The organism is Pedococcus sp. P3_C7 (genome assembly GCF_056402615.1).
Genome location: NZ_JBFUHC010000006.1, coordinates 430,523 through 448,407 on the forward strand (window position 1 = coordinate 430,523; position 17,885 = coordinate 448,407).

The 17,885-nt window shown below is 71.0% G+C and carries 17 protein-coding genes; 7 read left to right on the forward strand and 10 right to left on the reverse strand.

The window, feature by feature from the left end; all coding sequences use genetic code 11:
- The 4 genes from AC1DS4_RS10360 (at position 1) to AC1DS4_RS10375 (ending at position 4,069) form a co-directional block, all read left to right on the forward strand.
- Complete coding sequence (locus AC1DS4_RS10360) at positions 1–1,041, forward strand: NAD(P)H-binding protein (RefSeq protein WP_477632386.1); 1,041 nt, start codon at positions 1–3, stop codon at positions 1,039–1,041.
- The gene (locus tag AC1DS4_RS10365; RefSeq protein WP_477615656.1) at positions 1,041–1,469 is read left to right on the forward strand and encodes an SRPBCC family protein; all 429 of its coding nucleotides are present in this window, start codon (positions 1,041–1,043) and stop codon (positions 1,467–1,469) included. Before AC1DS4_RS10360 ends, AC1DS4_RS10365 begins: the two co-directional genes overlap by 1 nt.
- Before the next feature lie 24 nt (positions 1,470–1,493).
- Positions 1,494–2,477 (forward strand): DNA topoisomerase IB, encoded by a 984-nt coding sequence (locus AC1DS4_RS10370; protein WP_477632385.1) that lies wholly within the window; start codon positions 1,494–1,496, stop codon positions 2,475–2,477.
- A 101-nt stretch (positions 2,478–2,578) separates the two neighbouring features.
- The gene (locus AC1DS4_RS10375; RefSeq protein ID WP_477624161.1) at positions 2,579–4,069 is read left to right on the forward strand and encodes an aminopeptidase P family protein; all 1,491 of its coding nucleotides are present in this window, start codon (positions 2,579–2,581) and stop codon (positions 4,067–4,069) included.
- 18 nt (positions 4,070–4,087) lie between these two features.
- Here AC1DS4_RS10375 and AC1DS4_RS10380 read toward each other — a convergent pair whose 3' ends face one another.
- A complete protein-coding gene (locus tag AC1DS4_RS10380) occupies positions 4,088–4,831 on the reverse strand; it encodes a PIG-L deacetylase family protein (RefSeq protein WP_477624160.1) in 744 nt (247 codons plus the stop codon).
- Between the two features lie 50 nt (positions 4,832–4,881).
- Positions 4,882–5,550: a Crp/Fnr family transcriptional regulator gene (locus AC1DS4_RS10385; RefSeq protein WP_477624159.1), complete on the reverse strand. Its 669-nt coding sequence runs from the start codon at positions 5,548–5,550 to the stop codon at positions 4,882–4,884.
- A 201-nt stretch (positions 5,551–5,751) separates the two neighbouring features.
- Between AC1DS4_RS10385 and AC1DS4_RS10390 the strand changes: the two genes are divergently transcribed.
- On the forward strand, positions 5,752–5,937 hold the full coding sequence (locus AC1DS4_RS10390) for a hypothetical protein (RefSeq protein WP_477615651.1): 186 nt from the start codon (positions 5,752–5,754) through the stop codon (positions 5,935–5,937).
- Positions 5,938–6,082: 145 nt separating this feature from the next.
- Here AC1DS4_RS10390 and AC1DS4_RS10395 read toward each other — a convergent pair whose 3' ends face one another.
- The 6 genes from AC1DS4_RS10395 to AC1DS4_RS10420 all read right to left on the reverse strand — a co-directional run bounded on the left by AC1DS4_RS10395 (position 6,083) and on the right by AC1DS4_RS10420 (position 13,800).
- Positions 6,083–7,663 carry a peptide ligase PGM1-related protein gene (locus AC1DS4_RS10395; protein ID WP_477624158.1) on the reverse strand — a complete coding sequence of 527 codons (1,581 nt, stop codon included), beginning with the start codon at positions 7,661–7,663 and terminating at the stop codon, positions 6,083–6,085.
- Positions 7,660–8,790, reverse strand: a complete 1,131-nt coding sequence (locus AC1DS4_RS10400; RefSeq protein ID WP_477624157.1) for a response regulator — start codon at positions 8,788–8,790, stop codon at positions 7,660–7,662. The genes AC1DS4_RS10395 and AC1DS4_RS10400 overlap by 4 nt, the downstream gene beginning before the upstream one ends.
- A complete protein-coding gene (locus tag AC1DS4_RS10405; protein ID WP_477624156.1) occupies positions 8,783–9,178 on the reverse strand; it encodes a response regulator in 396 nt (131 codons plus the stop codon). The genes AC1DS4_RS10400 and AC1DS4_RS10405 overlap by 8 nt, the downstream gene beginning before the upstream one ends.
- Positions 9,175–11,883, reverse strand: coding sequence for a response regulator (locus tag AC1DS4_RS10410; RefSeq protein WP_477632384.1), 2,709 nt, complete (start codon positions 11,881–11,883; stop codon positions 9,175–9,177). The genes AC1DS4_RS10405 and AC1DS4_RS10410 overlap by 4 nt, the downstream gene beginning before the upstream one ends.
- A 138-nt stretch (positions 11,884–12,021) precedes the next feature.
- Positions 12,022–12,603: a YflT domain-containing protein gene (locus tag AC1DS4_RS10415; RefSeq protein WP_477615646.1), complete on the reverse strand. Its 582-nt coding sequence runs from the start codon at positions 12,601–12,603 to the stop codon at positions 12,022–12,024.
- Between the two features lie 12 nt (positions 12,604–12,615).
- Complete coding sequence (locus AC1DS4_RS10420; RefSeq protein ID WP_477646033.1) at positions 12,616–13,800, reverse strand: acyl-CoA dehydrogenase family protein; 1,185 nt, start codon at positions 13,798–13,800, stop codon at positions 12,616–12,618.
- 395 nt (positions 13,801–14,195) lie between these two features.
- Here AC1DS4_RS10420 and AC1DS4_RS10425 point away from each other — a divergent pair, with 395 nt between their 5' ends.
- Both AC1DS4_RS10425 and AC1DS4_RS10430 read left to right on the forward strand, forming a co-directional pair.
- The gene (locus AC1DS4_RS10425; protein WP_477632383.1) at positions 14,196–15,032 is read left to right on the forward strand and encodes a serine protein kinase RIO; all 837 of its coding nucleotides are present in this window, start codon (positions 14,196–14,198) and stop codon (positions 15,030–15,032) included.
- A gap of 52 nt (positions 15,033–15,084) precedes the next feature.
- Complete coding sequence (locus AC1DS4_RS10430; protein WP_477632382.1) at positions 15,085–15,873, forward strand: alpha/beta fold hydrolase; 789 nt, start codon at positions 15,085–15,087, stop codon at positions 15,871–15,873.
- Here AC1DS4_RS10430 and AC1DS4_RS10435 read toward each other — a convergent pair.
- Both AC1DS4_RS10435 and AC1DS4_RS10440 read right to left on the reverse strand, forming a co-directional pair.
- A complete protein-coding gene (locus tag AC1DS4_RS10435; RefSeq protein WP_477624151.1) occupies positions 15,867–16,748 on the reverse strand; it encodes a L,D-transpeptidase family protein in 882 nt (293 codons plus the stop codon). The genes AC1DS4_RS10430 and AC1DS4_RS10435 overlap by 7 nt on opposite strands.
- Positions 16,749–16,981: 233 nt before the next feature.
- On the reverse strand, positions 16,982–17,884 hold the full coding sequence (locus AC1DS4_RS10440; RefSeq protein ID WP_477624150.1) for an HpcH/HpaI aldolase/citrate lyase family protein: 903 nt from the start codon (positions 17,882–17,884) through the stop codon (positions 16,982–16,984).
- Between the last annotated feature and the right edge of the window lies 1 nt (position 17,885).

Here is a 17,885-nt window from a genome sequence, read left to right on the forward strand (position 1 = left end):
ATGACCTCCCCTGCACCCCGCACCGCCCTCGTCACCGGCGCCACCGGCTACATCGGCGGGGTGCTCGTCCCTGCCCTGCTCGACGCCGGCTGGTCGGTGCGGGTCCTGACCCGCAGCAGGGCGGGCCTCGAGCGCCATGGGTGGCGCGACGACGTGGAAGTGGTCGAAGGCGACGCGACCTCACCCGACGACCTGGCGCGGGCGCTCGACGGAGCCGAGGTGGCCTACTACCTGCTGCACTCGATGGACGGCCAAGGCAGCTTCGTCCAGCGCGACCGCACGATGGCCCAGGGATTCGCGGCGGCGGCGGCCGACGCCGGCACGGGCCGGATCGTCTACCTCAGCGGGCTGCACCCCCAGGGCGACCTGTCCGAGCACCTGGCCTCGCGCGTCGAGGTCGGCGAGATCTTCCTCGACGCACCCGTGCCGGCGGCGGTGCTGCAGGCCGGGGTCGTGCTCGGCGACGGCTCCGCGTCCTTCGACATGCTGCGTCACCTCACGGAACGACTGCCGGCGATGGTGGCCCCCCGGTGGGTCGACAACAACATCCAGCCGATCGCCGTCGACGACGTCGTCCACTACCTCGTGGGAGCAGCCGACCTGCCGTCCGAGACCAACCGGACGTTCGACATCGGCGGCCCGGAGGTCCTGACCTACGCCGAGATGATGCAGCGCTATGCCCTGGTCGCGGGCATCGGGCGCCGGCTCATCGTCTCGGTCCCGGTCCTCACTCCGCGGCTGGCCGGGCTGTGGGTCGGCCTCGTCACGCCGATCTCGGCCGGCATCGCACGCCCCCTCGTGGGCAGCCTGGTCCACGACGCGGTCTGCCACGAGGACGACGTGCAGTCGGCCATCGGCCCTCCGCCCGGCGGACAGACCGGCTACGACGCGGCCGTGCGCGCGGCCCTGCGCTCGGTGGACCCCCTGCGTTGGCGGCACACAGTCCGGCGCACGGCAGCCTCGGTCGGCGCCGCAGCACTCGTCCTGGGCACGACCGCCCTCACCACCCGCCGTGCCCGTCGCAACCACAGGAGCTCCTGATGCCCACCGTCCAGCGCACCGTCGCCACGTCCGCCACCCCCGCACAGGTCCTGCCCTACCTGCTCGACTTCGAGAACGCCGTCGAGTGGGACGCCGGCACGGTCAGGTGCGAGCTGCTCTCCGGTGACGGGTCACCGGGCACCGTCTGGCACAACGTGTCGAGGTTCGCCGGCCGGACCGTCGACCTCGACTACACCCTTGAGAGCGTCTCCGACCACGGGTTCGTCATCGTGGGGCGCAACGAGACCACGACCAGCCGCGACACCATCACGGTGGCGCCTGACGGCTCCGGGTCGTCGGTGGACTACCAGGCCGAGTTCTCCTTCACCGGGCTGGGCCGGTGGCTCTGGCCGGTGGCGATGCCGCTCCTCACCAAGCTCGGCAACGACACCGCCGGCACCCTGAAGTCGGCCCTGGACAGGCTGTAGGCCGCGATGCCCAGGCTCCGGAAGGTGTCACCCCAGTCGAGGGGGTGGACGCGGCGACGTGCCGGCAAGGGTTTCGTCTACCTGGACGAGAACGGCGAACGGCTGGGTGGCGCCGACGTGGAGCGGATCCGCTCCTTGGCCATCCCGCCGGCGTGGGAGAACGTCTGGATCTGCCCGCTGCCCCAAGGACACATCCAGGCAGTGGGCACCGACGTCGCGGGACGGCGGCAGTACCTCTACCACCCCGTGTGGCGGCTCAAGCAGGACCAGACCAAGTTCGACCGGGTGCTGGCCGCGGCGGCCAAGCTGCCCGCGGCCCGACGCCGGATCCTCAACGACCTCACGCTCGAGGGCATGCCCCGCCCCAGGGCAGCCGCCACCGCCGTCCGACTGCTCGACCTCGGCTACTTCCGCATCGGCAACGACGCCTACACCCAGGACAACGGCTCGTTCGGCCTCACCACGCTCGAGCGCCAGCACGTCCGCCGCCGGGGTGAGGTCATCGTCTTCACCTTCGTCGGCAAGTCGGGGATCGAGCACACCATCGAGATCGACGACGCCGCCGCCATCGCCGCACTCGACCGGATGCGCCGCCGCAAGTCGGCGAGCAAGCGGCTGCTGGCCTACCAGGACGCCCGGCGCTGGGCCGACCTCGACTCGACCGTGGTCAACGCCTACCTGGCCGACCTGCTCGGTGGTGAGCTGACGGCCAAGGACTTTCGCACGTGGCACGCCACCGTCCTCGCCGCCCTCGCCCTCGGCGCCAGCGACGAGCCGGGTGACACCAAGGCTTCGCGCAAGCGGGCCATCAAGGCCGCCGTCGACGAGGTCGCGGGCTACCTCGGCAACACCCCGACCATTGCGAAGAACTCCTACATCGACCCGCGCGTGCTCGACCGCTACGAGTCGGGCTCCACCGTCGACGTCGACCCGTCCCGCTACCGCACCCCCGAGCGCCGCCAGGCAGCGATCGAGAAGGCCGTGCTCACGCTCCTCTCCGACGCCTGAGCGGCGAGCGCCGACGCTCGCCGAGGCGCTTCGAAGCGCCGCCCGAGGTGCCGCGACCGGGCAGGCTGCGACGCGGCATACGCGCGTGGCACGATGGCGGGGTGAGCGAAGAGCAGAAGAACGCCGAGAACCGCGCCCGCCCCACCACCGACGAGTTCCGTGCGTTCGTCGCGGAGGACTGGGCGCCACGTCGCCCCGGCCCCAGCGCCCTGAGCGAGGCCGCGAGGTATGCCGCGGCGCGCCGTGACGCCGTCAGCGCGGCGTTCGCCGGCGACCGGCTGGTCATCCCCGCCGGTGGCCTCAAGGTGCGCAGCAACGACACCGACTACGTGTTCCGGCCGCACACCGCGTTCGCCCACCTCACCGGGCTCGGCGGCGACCGGGAACCCGACGCCGTGCTCGTCCTGGAGCCCCGCGACGACGGCACCCACGAGGCGATCCTGTACTTCCGCCCGCTCGCCGGCCGCGACACCGACGAGTTCTTCGCCGACACCCGCTACGGCGAGTTCTGGGTCGGCGCGCGACCGACCATCGAGGACATCGAGGTCGAGCTCGGGCTGACCGGACGCCACATCGACGAGCTCGCCGACGCGGTCGTCAAGGACTCGGGCGAGGTGACGGTGCGCCTGGTGCGCGACGCCGACCGCGACCTGACCCGTGAGCTCGACGCGGCCCGCACCGCCGAGGCGACCGAGCAGGACGATCTCACCGAGGCCGACGACGAGCTCGCCCACTTCCTCTCCCGCCTGCGCCTCACCAAGGACGAGTGGGAGGTCGAGGAGATGCGCAAGGCGGTCGAGGCGACCCACCACGGGTTCGAGGCCGTCATCGCCGACCTGCCCGAAGCCCTGGCGAAGGGCCGCGGCGAGCGCTGGGTCGAGGGCGTCTTCGGCCTCACCGCACGGCACGAGGGCAACGGTGTCGGCTACGACTCGATCTGCGCTGCCGGCGACCACGCCACCACGCTGCACTGGATCAAGAACACCGGTGAGCTGCACGAGGGCGACCTCATCCTGCTCGACGCCGGCGTCGAGGTGGAGTCCCTCTTCACCGCCGACATCACCCGCACGCTCCCCGCCAGCGGCACCTTCACCGAGGCGCAGCGCGAGGTCTACGACGCGGTGTATGCCGCGCAGGAGGCCGGGCTCGCGGCGGTGAAGCCGGGGAACAAGTTCTCGGACGTCCACGCCGCGGCGATCCGGGTCATCGCGGAGCACCTGCACGCGTGGGACCTGCTGCCCGACGGTGTCTCGGTCGAGGACACGCTCGACAAGGACCACGGCCAGTACCACCGGCGCTGGATGGTGCACGGCACCAGCCACCACCTGGGCCTCGACGTCCACGACTGCGCGCTGGCCACCCGCGAGGAGTACATGGACGCCGACCTGGAGCCCGGCATGGTCCTGACGGTCGAGCCCGGCCTCTACTTCAAGGCCGACGACCTCAAGGTGCCGGAGCGGTTCCGCGGCATCGGCGTGCGGATCGAGGACGACGTGCTCGTCACTGCCGACGGCTGCGAGAACCTCTCGGCCGCCATGCCACGCACGTCGACCGACGTGGAGACGTGGATCCGCGAGGTCCAGTCCCGCTGAGCTGCAAGCGCCGAGGACTCAGCGGCGCTCGACGACGTCCAGCGTGAGGGCCCTGTCGACGCCTGCGGCCTGACCACCCCAGCCCAGGATCATGCCGATCAGCTCGGCCGGCTTGGGGAACGCCTCAGGCAGAGCCGAGTTGTAGGCCTGGTGCGCCTCGAGCGAGGCCACCGCCTGGTCGAAGTGGTCGCCCACGTCGACGTAGTGCGTGGCCGTCGGTGAGCCGGCGAAGCAGAGCCGCTTGGCGTTCCACGGCTCGAAGCCCTCGTCGACCAGCTCGGGGAAGATCCACCGGTTGCCCGCGTCGGCGACCGCATCGACCGTCGCCAGCCCGACGGCCCGGTGGTCGGCCTGGTTGAGCATGCCCTGGACGAACCGGTCGCCGTAGTGCCCGGTGATGACGACGTCCGGCTTGCGACGACGGATCTCGCGGGAGATGTCCCGCCGCAGGGCCAGGCCGTACTCGACGTTGCCATCCCGGTGGGTGCCGAAGTCGACCTCGGTCACGCCGACGATGGCGGCGCCGTCGCGCTCCTCCTGTTCGCGCACGCCGGCCGCCTCGTCCGGGTGCATCGTGTCGATCCCCGCCTCGCCGCGGGTCAGCAGGAAGTACGTCACCGTCTTGCCCACCGCGGTCCACTTCGCCACGGCGGCGGCGGTGCCGTACTCGATGTCGTCGGGGTGCGCGACGACGCACAGCACCGACGAGAAGTCGTCGCCGAACTCGGCGAGAGTGGGCTTGTCCCCAGCAGGCTCAGTCATGGACAGAGGGTATGCCGCCGGGCCGAGTTCGCGCCTCCCTCACCGGCGGGTCAGCTCCCGGCGGTCGCGCGGCGGTGCAGCCCGTGGCGGTCCTGCACGTCGACGCCCCCGCGGCGAAGCGTGACGAGCCCGTCGGCCACCAACGCCTGGAGCACCCTGTTGGTCGTCGCCCGGGAGGCACCGCAGAGTTCACCGATCTCGGTCTGGGTCAAGGGAATCCGGACCGGTTGCCCGTTCCCGAGCGAGCCGTACTGCGCGCAGAGGCCGTCGAGGCGACGCAGCACGCGCTGCTCGGCGGGCAGGTACAACGCCTCGACGAGGTGGTCGGACAACCGCAGGACCCGCTCTGCCAGCACGTCGACGAGAAGTCTCTCGACGCCCGGGTGCGCTGCACGCAGCCGCTCGAACTCGGCATACCGGAGGGTGAGGGTCACCGCCGGCTCCAGGGCCGCGACGGTGGACGTGCGCCGCGCCTGTGGCGAGAGCATCGCCATCTCGCCGAACGCCTCTCCCGGCCCCATCACGGCGAAGGTCGCGTTGTCACCGGCTGCCGTGGTGCGCCGCGCGACGAGGCGACCCTCCGCGACGAAGTGGAGGGACTCCGCGAGGTCGCCCTCGTGGAAGACGACCTCACCCGAGCGGTAGCGGTGCCGCTGGGTGCCCGCGATGACGAGCCGGCGCTCCTGCTCCGACAGACCCCCCAGCAGCCGCCACTCCATGCGTTCAGTGCAGCACGGGTCGGCCCGCCGTGTCACCGCCGGCACCGTGTCACGGCGGCTCTGTGTCACGGCGGCTCTGTGTCACCGGCGGCACACAGCGGGCGTGTCGGCGCCCACAGACCGTCCGGCTCGCCGACGGGAGGGTTGAGGTGTCCCGCAGGGGGCGGCCGGCCCACCGGCCACGACACGAGGGAGCACCCCATGAGCACCATCGCCCGCCACCGTCCCGACATCGCCCACCACCACCCCACCGTGCGACAGGTCGGCGCCAAGTGGGTGTGGGAGTGCCGCTGTGGTGGCGCTTCCTGTCGCACCGCGACCGAACGGACCAGCTGGCGCCAGGTCGTCATCGAGGCCCTGCTGCACGCCACGGCCATCGCGCCGTGACCCCATGAGCGCCCCCTGACCGCCCCCAGGGGAAATGCCGGGGCGGTCAGGAGGGCACAGTGCCCCGAGGGACGGGGTCAGGAGGGGACGGGGGTCAGGAGGGGACGGGGGTCAGGAGGGGACGGGGGTCAGGAGGGGACGGGGGTCAGGAGGGGACGGGGTCGGCCCGCAGGGCGGCGCGGGCCTCCTCGAGCAGGGCGCCCTCGGCGGCGGCGTAGAGCTGGTCCGCCGCCGCGGGCGACTCCCCGATCGCCGTCATCCCCACCCGTCCGTAGGCCGTCAGGGCACTCATCATGTGGAAGACGACGCCGGTCTGCCGGGCCTGATCGAAGTGCAGGCCGGCCCGGGCGACGAGGTCGAACAGGTCCTCGACCCGCAGCCCGCGCAGGCTCGGGTCCTGCAGGTGGTCCGTGGCCACGAGGTGTCGCTCCTCGCCGTTGGGCGTGACGAACCGCCCCTCCTCGGCGTCGTACCGGCCGTCGGTGAGGAACTGGAGGGTCAGGAACGGGTGGGTCGTCCCGCCCTTGCGCAGGTTCACCTCGATGGCGTGCGCCGTCCACGAGTCGCCCTCGCGCACCGTCACGAAGTCGAGGGCGAACCGTCCCAGCACGCCCTTCTCGGCCAACAGGTCCCCGACCCGCTGGGCGTCGCGAGTGATGAGCCCGGCGTACTCCGGGTCTGCGGGGAAGCGACAGCCGAGGTAGGACTGCCCGCTCGGGCCACCGAGGATCTGGTCGTGGGTGGACAGCAGCTCGACCTCACCGAGAGGGGTGACCCTGAGCTGGACGCTCGGGCTGCGGATCTCGTCGCCGGCGATGCGCTCCTCGACGATCCCGCCGCGCTCGAGGAGCTTGGCGAGGTAGGTGTCCACCGAGATCCGCGTGTCCTCCAGCTCCATCTCGTCGATGCGGCGAGCCAGCTCCGCGGACTCGTCCGCGGCACCCACTGGGGGGAGCTCGTCGAGTCGCACGAGGGCGTTGCCCGCGCCGGAGACACCCTCGTTGAGCTTCACCATCGCACCGCTCGCGTTCGGTCGGTCGTGGCGCAGGGACTGCAGGGCCGCTTCGAGGTCCGCCCGTGAGTGCAGGTCCTCGTACCCCGCGGGATAGGACACACCGGCCTCGCCGAAGAGGCGGCGACACCCCGTCTTGGTCCCGAGGGGGAAGAGCCGAGGATCCGCGCCATACATGGGGATCCCCAGGACGAGCGCCAGGTCACGTTCGAGCTCGGTCGTGTTGTAGGGGATGAGGTGCGAGCGCAACCGGTTCGGGACGAGCGCCCTGATCTGCGCGAGCACGCGGGGCCGGGCCAGGAGCTTCTCGGTCAGCGGCTCAGGGCCGGTGTCGCCGATGGAGACCAGGGACAGCCGTGCCCTGGCGTGGCTCGGGATCACGCCCGGCAGCAGCGACAGGTAGTACTCCACGACCATCGGGTTGATCGGCATCGAGGTGACATAGACCATGCGCAGTCGCGGCTGGCGCAGCAGCAGGAGGAGGAACAGGAAGCGCTCCTCCAGGGCCTGGTTCATGCCGCCCGAGCTCGCGACGACCCGGTCCACCGTCATCGAGGGGATGACCACCACGGACTCGTCCGCCGCGTTGGTCCCGATCGCCCGCCAGACCTCGGGCATCCGGGCCTGGAGGGCGTCGAAGGCGGCGTTCCGGGCCGCGTCGTCGAGGTCGTCGAGGGTGCGACCGGACATCGTGCCCTCCGCTGTGGTCGTCATTGCACTACCTCCGCATTCGTCAGTCCGAGGATCTCGTGGGCGTCCACGGGTCGGCTGAAGCCCCGCAGCGCCAGTGGCCCCACACTCCGGCTCGTCGCCGTGGCCCCGGCGCCTGTCAGCACCCGCTGGGTCACCAGGATCTGGCCGGCGGCCGCTTCCGAGCACAGCCGTGCGGCAAGGTTGGTCACCGTCCCGATGGCCGCGTAGTCGTACCGCCCGGGAAAGCCCACGCGGCCGAGGGTCGCGTACCCCTGCGCGATTCCCACCCCGAAGCCGAGGTCGTGACCGCGGCTTCGCCAGGCCTGCGCCAGCTCGGTCACCCGCTCCCGCATGGCAACGGCCATCCGCACGGCACGCTCCGGGGCATCCGGGCAGGGAACGGGATCGTTGAAGAAGACCAGCAACCCGTCACCGGCGAAGTGCTCGAGAGTCCCTTCGTACGCGAAGACGAGCTCCCCCAGGGCCAGGTGGTACTCCCTCAGGACGGCCATCGTCTCCTCGGGTTCGGCCGTCTCCGCGAACGGTGTGAAGCCGCGCAGGTCCGTGAACACCGCCGTGATCTCACATCGGTGGCTCTGGAGGAACGACTCGTCGCCGCTGTCGACGACCAGCCCTGCGATCTGTGGCGACAGGAACCGGCGCAGTCGTCCGAACCGCTCCAAGGTCTCGACCTGGGCGCTCACGCGGGCCTCCAGCTCGCGGTTCCAGGACGCGAGCGCCTCCGCCTGGGCGGTCACGGTGTCGTGGTAGCGCTTGACCCGGACCAGGGAGCGCACCCGCGCCAGCAGCTCGGGCTGGTCCAGGGGTTTGGTGATGAAGTCGTCGGCGCCGGCCTCGAGTGCACGCAACCGCTCCGCGTCGCCACTGGCCGTGACCATCACGACGGGGAGGAAGGACGTGGCCGGGTCCGAGCGGATGCGCCGACACGTCTCGTAGCCGTCGATGCCCGGCATCATCACGTCGAGCAGGATCACGTCCGGCAGGTGGGCGGCGATCAGCTCCAACGCCTCCTCGCCGGAGCTGGCACCCACCACGGTGTACCCACGGGGCGAGAGCACCGCGTCCATGAGGCGCAGGTTCTGGGGGAGGTCGTCGACGACCAGGACCGTGCCGGCCACTTCAGTCACGAAGACCCCCCGACCGACCGGCGCGCAGGTGGCTGCGCACCTGGTCGGGGAAGTCACGGACGTTGATCGGCTTCTCGAGGTAGCCGTCGAAGCCCGTCGACAGGGCGTGCTCGCGATCCGCCCGCATCGCGAAGGCAGTGAGCGCCACGACGGGAATGGCCGCAGTGCGGGGGTCGTCCCGCAGCCGGACCAGTGCCGCGTGACCACTGATCCCGGGCAGCTGGAGGTCCATCAGGATGAGGTCCGGCAGGGTCCGGGTCGCTTCGATGACCGCCTCCTCGCCCGTCGTGGCGACGGTCACCGTGAACCCGGCGTACTCCAGGACATCGCGCGCCAGCTTCAGGTTGCGCGGGTTGTCCTCGACGAGCAGCACGGTTCCCTCGCTCATCCCGCCGCCTCCGTCGCGCCCGCCGCTTCCGTCACGCCCGCGGTGCCGCCGCGCGTGGTGGCTACCTGGGCCAGCCGTCGGGCCAGCACCCCGAGGTCGAGCTGGCTCTTGGAGGCCACGAACTCGATCCGCCCCTGCAACCGCGCCCGGTCATCCTGCGTGAGCGACTTGGCCGTCAGGACCACCACCGGCACTGCGGCGGTCGTGGGGTCGGCACGCAGCGCGTCGATGACGGCGAACCCGTCGGTGTCGGGCATGAGCAGGTCGACCAGGACCACGCTCGGCGCGAGGGCCGCAATGGACCTCAGTGCCTCGGCCCCGCGGGTGAACGTCGCGACCCGCCAGCCCTGGGGCTCGAGCGTCGCGCGCACGATCTCCAGTGCCCGCGGGTCGTCGTCGATGACGACCAGCGTGCGCTCCTCCCTCCCGGCGCCCGCACCCGCACCCGCATGGTCCGCGTGGTCGGCGACCGCGCGCCATACCGCTCCCAGCAGCACCTCGCGGGCGACCGGCTTCAGGAGGTAGTCGGACGCGCCGAGGGCGAAGCCGCGACCGCGGTCCGGCAGGACGGAGACGACGACCACCGGAGTGCCCGCGAGCTCCGGGTCGGCCTTGATCTGGCCCAGGACGTCCCAGCCGTCCATGCCGGGCAGCCGGATGTCGAGGACCACTGCTGTCGGCCGCAGCGCCCGGATCGCCTCGAGACCTTCCTCGCCGCTTCGCACCGGCACCGGCCGCAGGCCCGCCGCGGTGAGATGGACGCCGACCAGCTCGGACGCGCTCGGGTCGTCCTCGATCACCACGACCGTCGGCCGGGTGTCGTCCACGGCTGGGAGGGTCCAAGCCTGCTGCGCCTCGTGCGGCGCGGCCGCCGGCTGCGGCAGGGCGAAGCCGAAGGTGCTGCCGACCCCCACCTCGCTGGTGAGCCAGACCCGGCCGCCGTGCAGCTCGACGATGCGACGCGTGAGGGTGAGGCCGAGGCCGGTGCCTTCGGTCACCGAGGGGGTGCGGGGACCCTGCTGGAACGAGTCGAAGATCCGCTCCCGGTCGCCCTCCGCGATCCCGATGCCGGTGTCCGTCACGGTCACGGTCAGCTCGTCCCCCTCGCGCGACGCCGACACGGTCACGGTGCCACCCTCGGGCGTGAACTTCACGCCGTTGCCAACGAGGTTGAGCAGCACCTGCTTGAACCGCAGCTGGTCGGCGGTGACGTGGGACAGGCCCGCAGCGATGTCGGGGCGCAGGTCGATGCCGCCCCGTCCGGCTCGTTCGCGCAGCAACGACAGGACCTGGTTGACCGCGTCGGCGATCGGGAAGGTGGTGAGCTCCAGCTCCATGTGGCCGGACTCGACCTTGGACAGGTCGAGGACGTCGTTGAGCAGGTCGAGCAGGTGGCGGCCAGCGCCGAGGATGTCCTGCAGGTAGTCCTCCTGCCGCTCGTTGAGGTCCCCGAACATCCGCTCGAGCAGGACCTCCGAGAACCCGATGACGGCGTTGAGCGGCGTCCGGAGCTCGTGCGACATGCTCGCCAGGAACTCGGACTTGTGCTCGCTCGTGACCGCCAGCTCGGCCCGCTGGCGCTCCAGCTCGCGGTAGAGCCGGGCGTTGATCAGGGCCACCGCAGACTGGCTCGCGAAGGCCGCCAGCATGTCGCACGTCTCGTCCGTGAAGGCACCGGTGGTCTTGCGGCGCACGACCAGCACACCGACGATCCGGTCGGGCCGCGCCATGGGGATGGCCACGAGCGAGCGCCACCCGTTGTCGTGGAGGACCTTGAGGTGCGCATCCAGCTCGACATCACCCAGGTCGGGGACCTGGATCGGGTTGCCGGACAGGGCCGCTCGGCCGACGAGCGTCTCGTCGACGTGGATCCGGGTCTCCTTCAGTGCCTGGATCACCTCCGGGCCGGTCCCGTAGGCAGTCCGGACGCGGAACAAGCCCGAGTCCTCGTCGAACTCCATGAGGGAGCCGCCGTCGGCCTCGGAGAGCTCGACGGCGTGGAGCACGATGGTGCCGAGCACCTCGTCCGGGTCCAGGGTCGAGCTGATCGCCTGGCCGATCTCCGCGAGCGCCTCGAGCTGGTCCACCTTGCGCGCGAGCTCGGCCCGCCCGGCCTGGAGCTCCTGCACCAGGCGGACCCCGTTGATGGCCAGCGCCGCCTGACCGGCGAACGCCGTGACGATGGACAGCTCCCGCTCGGCGAACGGGCTGACCTCGTTGCGCCACAGCACCATCGCCCCGACGACCTCGTCGTCCACGATCAGGGGGGCGCCCATGGTCGTCCGGAAACCCGCGACCCGCTGCAGGTCGAGGCGCCCGTACTCCGGGTCCGCCACGACGTCCTCGATCTGCTGGGCCCTGCGGTCCAGCGCAACCCGACCCATCAGCGTGGCCCGGTCCAGCGGCAGCGGGTGCTCGGCGATGTAGGCGATGGCCTCGTCGCTGATGCCCACCGCCTTGATCAGCTGGAAGATGCGGTCGTCGTCGAGGAGGCAGAGCTGCGCGGCGTCGGAGCGGCACAGGCGCCGGGCGCTGTCGACGATCGTGGCGAGCACCGTCTCGGGGTCCCCTGCGGATCGTCCGACCGCCGAGAGCACCTCGTTGACCGCCGCGAGCCGCTCGTGCGTCTCGCGCAGCCGGTCCGCCAGCGTGGCCGCGTCGACCGACTGCACGGGGTCGACGGGGACGTCGGCTGACCGGGCCATGGGGGTCTCCCGTCGAGAGCCGGGCTGCGAGACAGCGGTGCGGATGCCTCTAGCAGTGTGCTCCCCGCAGCGCGGACTTGCCTACGGTTGATTGCGTATGCCGTGCGCCCCGATGACGTATGCCGGCCGTGCCGCGGGTCAGGCGGAGGGCGGCGGCGGTTGCTGGCCCGCAGCACGCTGACGCTCGGCCTCGCGCGCCGCGTCGACCTGGGCCTGTGCCGCGGCCATCGGGTCCATCGTCGTCAGCAGCTCACGCGCCTGGGCAGCGAACTTGTGCTCCACCAGCACCTCGTACTGGGTCGCGACGACCTGCATGACAGAGGTGAAGTCGCGGTTGCCGCCGGTCAGGGCGTAGCCAATCAGGGCCCACACGAGCCCGAACACCGCTCCGAAGGCCACCGTCAGCAGCACGCCCACCAGGCCTGCGCCGCCGCTGGTATCGAGCAACGAGAAGATCAGCCCGACGAACAGACCCAGCCACGCGCCGGAGACCAGGCCGCCGATGGCGACCCGCTGCCGGGTCAGCCGGCCGGTCACCCGTTCGAGCTGCTTGAGGTCGGTGCCCACGATGAGGACGTTCTGCACCGGGAACTCGTGGTCCGACAGGTAGTCCACGGCCTTCTGCGCCTTGGCGTAGGTGTCGTAGCGGCCCAGGGACATCGGGTACTCCAGCGCCAGGACCGCGCGGGACCTCGCCATGGCATTCGGCTGCGTGCTCATGGCACCAGTGTGTCAAAGCCGGCTGGGAGTGCGCTGATCGGCACCCGATCGCGACGTGGGTATCTCGCCGATCAGCAGCATGGGGGCCTCGCGGTAGAGGCGCTCGATCTCGTACTCCTTGGAGTAGCCGTAGCCGCCGTGGATGCGGAAGCTCTGCTCCACCACGTCGGCGCAGTTCTCGGCGGCGAGGTACTTGGCCATGCCGGCCTCGAGGTCGTTGCGCGCGCCGGAGTCCTTGAGCCGGGCCGCCTTGACCATCATCTGGTGACTGGCCTCGACCTTGGTCGCCATGTCGGCGAGGCGGAACAGGATCCCCTGGTGCTCGGCGATCTTCTTGCCGAACGTCTCGCGCTGCTGGGCGTAGGAGATGCCGAGCTCGAACGCCCGCATCGAGACGCCACAGGCGCGGGCTGCGACGTTCACGCGACCCACCTCGACGCCGTCCATCATCTGGTAGAAGCCCTTGCCCGGCTCACCACCGAGGATCTGGGCGCTGGTGGTCCGGTGGCCGTCGAGGACCATCTCGGTCGTGTCGACGCCCTTGTAGCCCATCTTGTCGATCTTGCCTGGGATGGTGACGCCCTGCGCCGTCTCGCCGAACCCGGCGGTCTTGTCGATCAGGAAGGTCGTCATGTTCTTGTAGACCGAGTCGGCGCCGAGGTCCGTCTTCACAAGCACCGCAACGAGATTCGCGCTGCCGCCGTTGGTGAGCCACATCTTCTGGCCGGTGATGGACCAGTTGTCGGTGTCGCCGTCACGGACAGCCTTGGTCTTGATGGCCGACACGTCCGAGCCCAGCCCCGGCTCGCTCATCGAGAACGCGCCGCGGATCTCGCCCGTCGCCATCTTGGGCAGGTAGCGCTGCTTCTGCTCGTCGGTGCCGTGCTGCAGCAGCATGTAGGCGACGATGAAGTGGGTGTTGACGATGCCGCTCACCGACATCCAGCCGCGAGCGATCTCCTCGACGACCAGGGCGTAGGTCAGCAGCGACTCCCCCAGGCCGCCGTACTCCTCGGGGATCATCAGCCCGAAGATCCCCATCTCCTTCATGCCCTCGACGATCTCGGTGGGGTACTCGTCCTTGTGCTCGAGCTCCTGCGCCACGGGGATGATCTGCTCGTTGACGAACTCGCGCACGAGCTTCACGAGCTCGGTCTGCTCCTCGGTCAGGCCATCGGTCTGCTGGAGTCGGGACATGTGGTTCGCCACCTTGCGATTTCGTGACCGGGTCGTCGCGGTCAGCGGGAAATGGACCTCCCGCGAGTATGCCGAGTGCCCCAGTCCCAGCACAGGTTCCCGCCATGTGAGCCTCCCCACCCAGACCCCACCTTTATCGGGTTTAGGGACTTGTGTCGGCTTCACCCTGGAACGGTTCCGGGGTGAAGCATCCCTTTGTCCCTAGACCCGATAAAGGTGGGGCGCGGTTAATTCGGTGGCGGGAGGGGCGCCGCGTCTGTCACGCTCTCCGGGTATGCCGCGCGGCACAGAGCCGCGCGCACGACTCCCTCTCGAGGGGGAATGGAGGCACGAGATGTCCACGACGGTCCTGGGCGCATCCCGTGCCCTTTCCCTTCTTTGTCTGGAGTCCACCCATGCAGTTCCAGGAGCACATCTCCTTTTCGTTTGACAGCCTTCCCGACGCACCCCCCGAGGGTGAGCGCTGGTCGAGCTGGGACGGTGCCACGCACGGTCCGCAACCCCGGCCCGACTGGGTCATCACCGCACTCGGCGCCGTCGAGTCCGACCTCGGCGTCCTCAAGACGGGCAAGGAGGCCGACGTCCACATCGTCCGGCGCTGGATGCCGGACGGCACCACCACGCCTGCCGTCGACTCGTTCCTCGCCGCCAAGCGCTACCGCACCGGTGAGCACCGGATGTTCCACCGGGACGCCGGCTACCACGAGGGCCGCAGGGTCCGTCGCAGCCGCGAGATGCGAGCGATGGCTCGTCGCACGGAGTTCGGCAAGGAGCTGCTCTCAGGGCAGTGGGCGGTCGCGGAGTTCGAGGCCCTGGGCACGCTGTGGGGCATGGGGCTACCCGTGCCCTACCCCGTCCAGCTGAGCGACCGCGAGATGCTCATGGAGTTCATCGGCAGCGACGGCGAGGCCGCCCCCCGTCTCTCCCAGACCCGGCCCGAGCCGGGGCTGCTCGCCGACCTGTTCGAGCAGCTTCGGAGCTCGATGGTCGTCCTGGCGCAGCGCGGATGGACCCACGGTGACCTGTCGCCCTACAACGTCCTGCTCCACGGCGAGCGCCTCGTCATCATCGACTGGCCGCAGATCGTCGACATCATCGGCAACCCGCGCGGATTCGAGTTCCTCGAGCGTGACGTCGCGAACATGTGCCGGTGGTTCGTCGCCAAGGGTCTCGAGGTCGACGAGGGCGAGCTGCTCGGCGACCTCGTCGCGGAGGCGACGTCGCGCTGGTAGCCCGCAACGTGGCATACCGAGGTCTGGCCGTTCTCGCCCCTAGGGTGAAGTCATGGCCACCATCACCCGCCGCACCCTCCTCGGCGGGGTGGCCGGTGCGGCTGCCCTGGGTGTCGCGGGGTGTGGCCCGTCCGCGGTCGAGGTCCGCTCCGGGTCGCTGACGAGCAAACACTGGCCCGGCCGAGACATCACCTGGCGGATCGCCCAGCAGACCGAGGGTGACGCCGGCCAGAGGCCGGTCGTGGTCGTGCTGCACGGCAAGGGCGGCGACGCGAGCCACGCGTTCCGGATCATGAACCTCCAGGACCACGTGATCTCCACGCGGCTGACGCTCGCCTCCGTCGACGGCGGCGACTACTACTGGCACGCGCGCCGCGCGGGCGTCGACACCGGGGCCATGGTGATCGAGGACTTCCTGCCCCTCGTCCAGCGCGAGACGGGGTATGCCGGGAAGGTCGCCTTCCTCGGCTGGTCGATGGGCGGCTACGGGTCGCTGCTGCTCGCCAGCCAGCTCGGCCCGAAGCGGGTCGCCGCCGTCGTCGCGGAGAGCGCCGCGCTGTGGACCGCCCCGGGGCTCAGTGCCGCGGGCGCCTTCGACGACGCGGAGGACTTCGGGGCCCACGACGTCTTCGACCCCAGCCGCACCCAGGTCCTGCGCCAGATCCCGGTGCGGCTCGACTGCGGCCGCTCAGACCCGTTCGTGCCGGGCAACAGGGCGTTCGCGACGGCACTCCCCTCGGCGAAGCTGACCCTCGACGAGGGCGCACACACGGCTGACTACTGGACGAGCCATGGCGGTGCCCAGCTGCGCTGGGTCCGCGACCAGTTCGACCGTCAGTAGACGGTGACGGAGCTGCCGAGCGGCATCAGGTTGGCGGCCCAGATCATGTCCATCGCGGGGTTGCTCACCCGCGCGCACCCGTGCGAGGCCGGGTAGCCGGGCACGTTGCCCGCCCCGTGGACGGCGATACCGCCGTTGAAGTACCGCGGACGCCACAGGTCACCGAGCGGACCCTTGTCGAGGTGGTTGACCGCCCGGTACGCGCTGTAGCTGCCGGCCGGCGTGGTGGCGACCCGGGTCGTGCCCTGGCTGGTGTACGGCTGACCGCTGCCGGTGCTGGTGTTGAGGATCAGGGTGACCCTGCCGCCCCGCACGACGAGCAGCAGCTGGCGGGCCTTGTCGATCTCGATGCCGGTGCCACCGGTGCGGGACTGCGGGCGGACGCCGTTCTGGAGGGCACGTCGCGTCGAGGGACCGAAGACGCCGTCACGGCCCAGGCCGGCCGCCTTCTGCAGGGCCATCACCGCCTGGGAGGTGAGTCCGCCGTAGGACCCGTCGGCCGAGCCGTTCCAGTAGCCGAGGGCCGACAGCTGCTGCTGGACCTGCTTGACGTACGGACCCGAGTCGCCCGCGTGGAGGGTGTCACCCGCCGTGGGGATCGGCCTCGGGGTCGGCTTGGGCGAGGGCTTGGGGGTCGGCTTGGGCGCGGGTGTGGTGGTCGACGGCGCCGGGCTCGTGGACGTGACCGTGTCGCTGGGCGCTGGGTCCACGACAGGGGACGAGGGGTCCGGCACGGGGGTCGTGCCCTGCGCAGCCGACGGCGTCGCCGAGGTGTTCTGCCCGAACGTGATCCCGCCACAGGCGCTCAACGCGAGCACCCCGGCCAGCACGGCTGCTGCCAGAGCGGTGCGGGCTCCCACGTCCTTGCGATCCATCGACTCCCCTTCCCTGGCCGGCAGACCGCTGTCCGCTGGCAACGCCTTGTTAGTCATGGTGACGCACGCGAGGGCGATCCGGTTGTCCCCCGCGCCGAATCGTGACCGTCGAAACCGTGGGCGGCACATGGCGCGGTCGCCCTCCCCCGAGGACGACCGCACTCACCTAGACGCCGCCGAGAGCGCAAAGGTTGCCTCGGCCCGCCCACCTTTTGTCCCGCCGATCGAGCGGCTCAGGTCTGGTCGGCCAGCGCCGCGATGGCCTTGTCGATGGCCAGCACCCGCTGGGCCGTCTCGACGTGCAGGCTCTCGATCAGCCGGCCGCCGAGTGTCGCGACCCCACGTCCCTCCGCCTGCGCCGACTCGAACGCAGCGATCACCGCGCGTGCGTCCTCCACGGCTGCGGGACTCGGCGCGAACGCCGCGTTGCACGGGTCGACCTGGCCGGGGTGGATGAGGGTCTTGCCGTCGAACCCCATCTCACGTCCCTGCCCTGCCTCCGCGAGGAAGCCGTCGGCGTCCTTGACGTCGTTGTAGACCCCGTCGAGCACGGCGACACCGGCAGCCCGCGCGGCGAGCAGGACCAGCTGCAGGCTGACCGAGATGGCCGCGCGCCCCGGGGCGAACGAGGCCCCCAGCTCCTTGTAGAGGTCGTTGGTGCCGAGGACCAGGCAGGCGAGGCGGTCTGACGCCCGGGCGATCTCCTCCGCGTGCAGCACAGCCGCGGGCGTCTCGACCATCGCCCACAAGCGGGTGCGCTCGGGAGCCCCAGCCGCTTCCATGGCCGCCACCAGGGCGCGCACCTCGTCGGCCGAGCCGACCTTGGGGACGACGATCCCGTCCGGACCCGCCGCACACGCGGCGCCCAGGTCGGCGTCGTGCCACCGCGTGCCGAGGCCGTTGACGCGGATCGTCAGCTCGCGGCGGCCGTACTCGCCCGACCGCACCGCGGCGCAGGCGTTCTCGCGCGCCTGCTCCTTGGCGTCCGGCGCCACCGCATCCTCGAGGTCGAGGATCAGGGCATCGACCGGGAGGGTCTTCGCCTTCTCCAGGGCCCGCTCGTTGGACGAGGGCATGTAGAGGACCGAACGACGTGGCCGGTATGCCGGGGCGCCGGCTTCGCGTGTCTTCGCCACG